Origin of the sequence: Bradyrhizobium sp. NBAIM08 (assembly GCF_020193935.1) — a bacterium.
Taxonomy (GTDB): Bacteria; Pseudomonadota; Alphaproteobacteria; order Rhizobiales; family Xanthobacteraceae; genus Bradyrhizobium; species Bradyrhizobium yuanmingense.
Window position 1 is genome coordinate 1 of the sequence record NZ_JADYVR010000032.1, and the last position, 6,611, is coordinate 6,611.

Sequence of the window (6,611 nt, forward strand, 5' to 3'; positions counted from 1 at the left end):
TGTCTAAATCCCACGTGTTGCTTTGCCGAATCACCGCAAGCCGCTCTCTCGCTACGGCGCTCTGGAGGGCGCGCTTCGCGAGCGGCTTGCTCGGACCCGCGGGGTCCAATTCGCGCGACAGCTGGGGGCGCTCGGTAACATTGTCATCTGAGGCAATATGAGGGGGCAGTTTTCCATGGCGCGCGACAGTCCAGAAGACAAAGACTATATTCACTCGGTGCTACAATACCCCCCAAACAGAGCTGACGTGACGGGCCGTCTTGTCTGTACAGTTTGTATCTCACAACGCCTCGCTATCTTTTTAAACGGACTGGAGACGCACGGTATTGGCGGCGTTGTGGCTGGTTGCTCGATAAGTAAGGAAGGGTTTCGATGGTCCCCTGACACGCTGCACGTGATACTCAGAGGACAGAACTATCAGCCGTCGAACGATCTTCTTTCGAACATTACGACCTGCACACGACATGATGTGTTGGTTGTTCGCAATAATCTCAACGACGATAGAGTCGACTGTTTTGCAACCGGCTTTGCCTCAAACTTTGGTTTAGAGCGAAAAGAAATCGTTCAGAAGATACTAGCTGACCAGGATAACCTACCGTCTTTTCACACCGGCATGAAAGTTGGCTATGTCGTCTTCCACGATGTCACCACTCAACTCAGTACGATCTTTGATGTTCGTTCAGGCTCACACCCGAACTTGACATTTTCTGTGCAAGAAATGAATGGGCGGCTCAATCTTCACTTCGCGGTTTCCGGAAATGGCCGGGGCGCTTTACGGCGATCGTCTGGGCCCGAGGGTAATATCGCCTTTGTACCGCTTGATTATTCCTAATCTAAAGGGTCCTGGCTGTGCTGAAAGCATTTTTAAGCGCGACGGTATTTTTTAGCAGCATTGTCAGCGCTACCGCGATTGAGGAGCGACTACCGCAGCCGCTGCAAACAGGCGTGGCAGGACGGCAAAATCAGTGAAGTCATTGAGACTACGGTGTTACGACCTGTCCCGCCCTTGTCATCAAGCTGTTCTGGCTCGCATCCGTGTACGGATCGTGATGATCATTTCGTGAATAGATCCGGTAGGGCGCAGCCGTTCGCTAGGGGCGTCTTGTGGATCACGATCCTGATGTACGGCTTAACTACCGGATTGGGAAACGCGAACAAATCTGTCGAGCCTTCGACGAACATGTTTGCTCCGACCGGCGTGAGGGACGGCAGATGATCTTCAAGATAATCCAGATGAGCTCGATTTGGAAGCAAGCCCGTCCGACGGATAGAACGTGTAGCGCCCGCTCAAATCGGGCGCGATAATCTCAGCCGCTACAAAGTACGTCTCGACCCCGTGAACATCCTGGGTAGCACCCGACGCGACTGCAGCATCTTTAAGATGCTTCCATTTTCCGCGACCAGGAATCAGTTCAGTCTCTCAGGTAATTGAGCATACTATTGCAGGCGTCCTCGGCCTCAGCCAAGCTCTGCAGCGGCGAGCCGAGCACCCTGATCGCGCCACGGCTCTGGTCAAGCGGACGCCACGAAGCGACGTAGCCGAACCTTCCGCGGAAGCCAGGACCGGTCGGGCTCTGCAAGCTTATAACGAACGAGTAGCCGCCGCTGCGCGCACTCCAAATTTCCATGTTTTCGACAGCGCGGTGGAACTGCAGGGGCATCACGCACCGTTCGCCTGGGCAACTCGAGAATGAAATTCTTCCGGCGGACTCACTGGCGTACAAAATCCGAAACTCTAACCGCTGCCCGATGAAAGCGCAGTAACAGGTGAGCTGGTCTGCCAGGCGAAGCTGTCGTCTAAGTCCTCTTCAATCACCCCCGGCCGTGCATAACTGATCGAGCAGGTCGGCTACTGCGAGCACGCTCGTTCCGTCAGTCGTGACCTGCCTAACCAGCTCCGACGCTGTGCAGTTGCCATAGGCGATTAGATGGCCAACGGAAGTCGGAGCGATGTCGTCCAGCACCCGGTGTTCCATGTTGCGTGACCGGAGATGAAAGCATCGGTTCCCAGCCTCGAGCACATGCTGGTCGATCATGCGCTGCAGCCCCTCGCGGAACTCGTCAGACCTCCTAAAGAAGCGTTCACTCAAGACGCGGTAGCCAAGAGGCCAGCGTTCGCTACCGGGCACCGGCGTCACCAATTGTAAACGTCCCTGCAGCATATTTACGAGAAAGCCGGAAACAAAGGCGATGGTCGTGTGATCGCTCTCCAGCAAGGCGATTGCATCATCTTTGTTGCCAGCCCTAAGTTTCTCGCTCCGGGCGCGCGCCCGGCAAAAGCCTTTGCAGTCAGCGCCTCCTTGCCCTGCAGGACGAGTTCGACACCGATCAGCTCCTCAGGCGAAAACGCCATGTGAATCTGGTCGAGATGTGTTGTGCTCAGCACGGAGAAACGGTTCGTCACGGTGCGATAGCGCTGGAACAGTTCGAGCACGCGCGTGGTGAGTGCGCGATCCCTGAGCGGGGCCGCCGTCGTTGTTTGTGGCAATGCGCCCGTGATCTGATAATAGTCGAATAGAAAGCGGTCGTAATGGGGGTTGTCCATAGGCTCTGTGGCCCAGTAGCAGAAACCAGTACGGGCTGCCGAACCAAACATCTCGCTCGCAATACCGACCACGGCGCGCCAAAGCGCTGCATGCTCTTCGCTATATTCGTAATAGCCTTTGAAGCGGTCGGCCGAGAGGCCGCAGAACCAGCAACCGATGGTGCAGCCGTCGCTCAGCTCGAAAGCGATGATGGGGTACGTGACCGAGGCCGCCGTTCCGCCCAATTCGTCGTTGCAGCGCCGGATGTGGCGCTCACGCCAGGCATGAAAGCGAGGGTTGATCGTCGACATTTCGCCCTCTTCGCGCAGGAGGTCGCGATCGCGCAACATGTCGCAGATAAACTCGTCCCACATCATAGCCAGGGGCCAGGGCGTAGACTCCGGCTTGAAGCGATATTTCAGGTAGCCGCCGCGCCAGAGAGGAAGCATCTTCATTGGGGCAACTTCGATGCCGTAGCGCTCTGTTACCGCTCGAGGAGAATGAACGTTCTCCGAAAGCGCCCTGCGGAACTCCAAGTCACCGGCCAGCCGCTCCATGAAGCGCTTGACGTGTGACAACGTGCGCAGTTGCTCGGGGGTACGCCGGTCAAAAATCCGTCGGCAGTGTTCGGTGGCAGTGTGCGTCATACGGTACGGGTACGCCCTGAAGCCGCATCTCTAGGCCTGAAAGCAATGATCTGACTCCTGACGAGGCGTGCTTTCAGTTCTGTTCGCACCGGATCGTTTCCTTCAGGACGAGCCAATGCGATCAGAGTGAAAATACGTCAGGCCGTGACAGCGACAACAACTACAATAAGCAAAACGATAGCGACTAGGTCACGGCCCGCTTCCGCGGCTTGCACGGCGCTCGTAGGTGCCTCCGACGTGGAACTAGCCAACGCAGTGGTATGCACAATCCTCCTCAAGCCTACACCGCTCAAATCCTGCTTGCCGCCGACAATCGCGTCGAGCTGCATCAACGCATGTCGGCGTGGCACTCGGATGCTGCTCCTAACCTCATCAAGCGTGAAATCGTAGCCGTGGCTCTTTCCGATCGCGAAGACCTGTAGCACTCTGCTTAACGTGTTCGAGCAGACTACCCTCTTTCGCTAGATTCTTGACAAACCGTTCTACCTCAGCCTGCGACATAGCCCGGCCTCTGCTAAATGTTTCTACCTAGCCGTCGCCTTGGAAGCGATCGGTGATGACACCTTAACAAAGCAATCCGCATACCAAACTGACATCGCTGCTTTTGCGCTTTGTCTGAGCGTGCGTATCGTCAACTTTCCGACATTGGTCTCGAACATAACAAGCGCTCAGTCGAGCGGGATGAAAGCTCGTTGTGGGTAGCTAACCCAGCAGCAAGCGGTTACCATCTACAAAAGCTCGGTCAGAACCGTGCTCAGCAGCGTCCCTTGCGGATTAGAAACGGCGCGCATTCCGTCCAATACGCCCGGTTCTGCGAGAGGCTGGAGGTGAAATCCCGCCGGCCTTTTCACCACACCATCCGTATCCCGGCGAAGGGCAAGGTACAACCGGGCGGTTCTGCACTTGTGTGTGGTGGCCGGCCACCGGGCCTGCGCCGGCCGCGGCAGTCTAGTACGCCTCGAGCAACCGACGAGGCGAGCATCTCCAGAAGAAGCTGGCCGCGTTCGCCGGCATGCTGTACGCCGGTGCTTCAGCGGGTTCGAACCGCTGTTCGACCCGCAGAAGAAGGTGCGGCCGATTACACTGGCGTTTTGCATTGCCCATGCGCGGCGGGGCTTCTTCGAGCTGGCTGACATGGAGAAGAATGAAGTAGGCGGGCAAGTACAGACTTCAACAAACCCGGTCATCGCGACCGGGAAATTGGTCTTAGAGCATGCGTGTGCCCACAGCATGATAATGCATTGGTAGTCTGTTCAGTTGAAGGATCGTCCTCAGAGAGTGGGTGGTGCGCGCCAAATTTGTATTCGCTCGGCCTCATATTCGAGAAGGCCGCAACAGGCTGCGCAACGTGCTGTCGACCGTACCGAACTAGTGTTGTGGGCGGGTAGCTTTGCTACCCTGGCTATGTCGCGTGTCAATCCGTTAGGTGGTCGGCTGGCGAGTTGTTCAAATGACGAATTCACATTCGTTGACTGCATCCCCACAGCGGCAGGAAGTCGCAGTGCATCACCGTCTCTCTCAGGAGCTCTACCTGCCATCGATGAGTCGAGGCAATATCACATGGCTCCGGGCCGCGCCGCCCCGTTTTCCGAGGTGCAGCCAACGCCATCGACTCCGATCGCTTCGATGCGACAGCATCGGGTCTGCGAACTAACGCGCGCCACCGCGTAACTACCGCATAAGAGTGCTGTCAATTGTCGCTACCAGATCTGGGTGTTTGGGGAAGCAGTACTTGCCTCGTAAGGTTACGGAAAGGCCGGATACGCATATGCGTGTTCCCATCAAGCTTCGAGACGCGCAATGCCATGGCAAACATGAATCTCAGCTTCCAATCCTTTGCCGACGCACGCGCGCGACAGCCGACCGTCACCGATCAAGAACTCACCAAATTTAGAGCACTGGTCCCGAGACGTTCAGGTTTCCAGACGAGACGTGTCATGAAGCCAATAGCGCGGGTCGCAGCAGCAATAAACCGCGCTCGGGCACTCTCCGATCTCGACCGGTGCTGCGCAATCTGGTGGCTCTATCGCCTCCATTTCGGCATCAACCGCGACGTGATGTTCGGCCTTGCCGCGGTCACGATCGCTCAGGAGAGGTCCCGCTGCGGCATTTAGGCCTCGTGACATCGGTCACCGTTCATGCGAGCGCTGGCACTGCCCCACCAAACCTGCCACCACGTTGTGTTGGCTGGCGGACAAAAAATCTCAGTCTAACGCCAAACGTCTCAAGTCTCCCCCAGGCCACTAAGGTCGCAATCACATCTAGTACCGGCGGACTGCCCGGGGGCACAAATGGCGCCTGGAAATACGCTGAGCAGACCGCACAAGCCGAACTAGTGCTCGCCGTTAGCAGCATCAGCAGGATGAGATTTGTGGCGTGGATGATGCTGCTCATGCAGCCCAACATCGTCAATTGACGGGCCCGAATAGCTGAGCGGAGAGCGCAAAATCGGAGTGCTTGATTGGTAAAGTCTGCCGATCGGGAGCAAGGACGCGACGCTCGCATTTCACCAGATGATCTTAAGCGGAAAGGAATTTGCCGCGCCCGAAACCGCAAAGGTCGTGGAAAATGGTCGAGTAGCTCATCAAGCAAGTCTGGCGAGCGCATTGCGATGGATTAATCCTCACGCAGAGGGCCCGTGGGCAGGCTGCGTCTCTGTCGATCGAAGTCTCTGTGAGCCATTCGTCGCTGCGGACGGCCAGCCATTCAACCGTTCGCCGCCCGGAAAATGTGCCCTCGGCGCCTATCCACACCAGTTTGGGCGATGACACGACGCCTCAATTTCCAGCTCGCGTTGTCATCGTCATAAATAAATCTCCGTTGACTAACGGCCAAATAAGCGGAGCTATTCGGATTTAGGTGACGAGGTGATCGGGCGCTTTGTTTGCCGGTGCCAGCACTTGGATGACCTCAAGGCCGTGCTTGGGACTGCTGCTGCGAGCTTCGATAACTCGTTGGAATGTTGAGGCGCCGCCGGGTCCCTGTGGCGACGATCACCGGCTTGAACACCATCGGTCTGGCGGTGGTTACGGTAAGAAGCCTTTCGTCCGTACAAGCTGTATCGCCGGGGTGGCCTACACGCTCTCGATGGGTTGGTGGTGCCGGCTCAAGTGCCGCGAAATCGGACAATTACGCTAATCACAAGCCGTAACGAGCCTGTGGGCGCGTCGATCGCGAGTGCCATGCAGACGATGGCAGGTCCATTACAAGAGTAGGTAGGTGCCAAAGTGGACGCGGGGTCCTAGCGTCCTCCTGTTCCTCTGCCGATCATCGAGCCAGAAGCGAACAGCGAGAAGGTCATACGGACAAAACCGACGTGCGGAATCAGGGTGGCTGCGCATGTCACCTCGATGACGAGCTCCGGCGTTCCGATTTGGGCGCCGAAGAAGGCGACGAATGGCGGGGCGCGTGCCTACGGAAAATCAATCAGGCAAGGAGC

At 57.0% G+C, this 6,611-nt stretch carries 4 protein-coding genes and 1 pseudogene; 3 read left to right on the forward strand and 2 right to left on the reverse strand.

Annotated elements, in window-relative coordinates:
• The first annotated feature begins 175 nt into the window (after nucleotides 1-175).
• On the forward strand, nucleotides 176-832 hold the full coding sequence (locus tag I6F37_RS38150; RefSeq protein ID WP_225129459.1) for a hypothetical protein: 657 nt from the start codon (nucleotides 176-178) through the stop codon (nucleotides 830-832).
• Nucleotides 833-1,808: 976 nt separating this feature from the next.
• Here I6F37_RS38150 and I6F37_RS38160 read toward each other — a convergent pair.
• Both I6F37_RS38160 and I6F37_RS38165 read right to left on the reverse strand, forming a co-directional pair.
• On the reverse strand, nucleotides 1,809-2,216 hold the full coding sequence (locus I6F37_RS38160) for a hypothetical protein (RefSeq protein WP_225129455.1): 408 nt from the start codon (nucleotides 2,214-2,216) through the stop codon (nucleotides 1,809-1,811).
• Nucleotides 2,165-3,172 carry a radical SAM family RiPP maturation amino acid epimerase gene (locus I6F37_RS38165; RefSeq protein ID WP_225129453.1) on the reverse strand — a complete coding sequence of 336 codons (1,008 nt, stop codon included), beginning with the start codon at nucleotides 3,170-3,172 and terminating at the stop codon, nucleotides 2,165-2,167. Before I6F37_RS38165 ends, I6F37_RS38160 begins: the two co-directional genes overlap by 52 nt.
• A gap of 925 nt (nucleotides 3,173-4,097) precedes the next feature.
• Between I6F37_RS38165 and I6F37_RS38170 the strand changes: the two are divergent.
• Both I6F37_RS38170 and I6F37_RS38175 read left to right on the forward strand, forming a co-directional pair.
• Nucleotides 4,098-4,318: pseudogene (locus tag I6F37_RS38170) on the forward strand (transposase); the annotation flags it as partial.
• 659 nt (nucleotides 4,319-4,977) lie between these two features.
• Nucleotides 4,978-5,286, forward strand: a complete 309-nt coding sequence (locus I6F37_RS38175) for a hypothetical protein (protein ID WP_225129451.1) — start codon at nucleotides 4,978-4,980, stop codon at nucleotides 5,284-5,286.
• The last annotated feature ends 1,325 nt before the right edge of the window (nucleotides 5,287-6,611 follow it).

Excerpts from the sequence above, each read along its gene's own strand:
- I6F37_RS38150 (WP_225129459.1), top strand. The coding sequence starts at position 176 with ATGGCGCGCGACAGTCCAGAAGACAAAGACTATATTCACTCGGTGCTA.
- I6F37_RS38175 (WP_225129451.1), top strand. The coding sequence starts at position 4,978 with ATGGCAAACATGAATCTCAGCTTCCAATCCTTTGCCGACGCACGCGCG.
- I6F37_RS38165 (WP_225129453.1), bottom strand. The coding sequence starts at position 3,172 with ATGACGCACACTGCCACCGAACACTGCCGACGGATTTTTGACCGGCGT.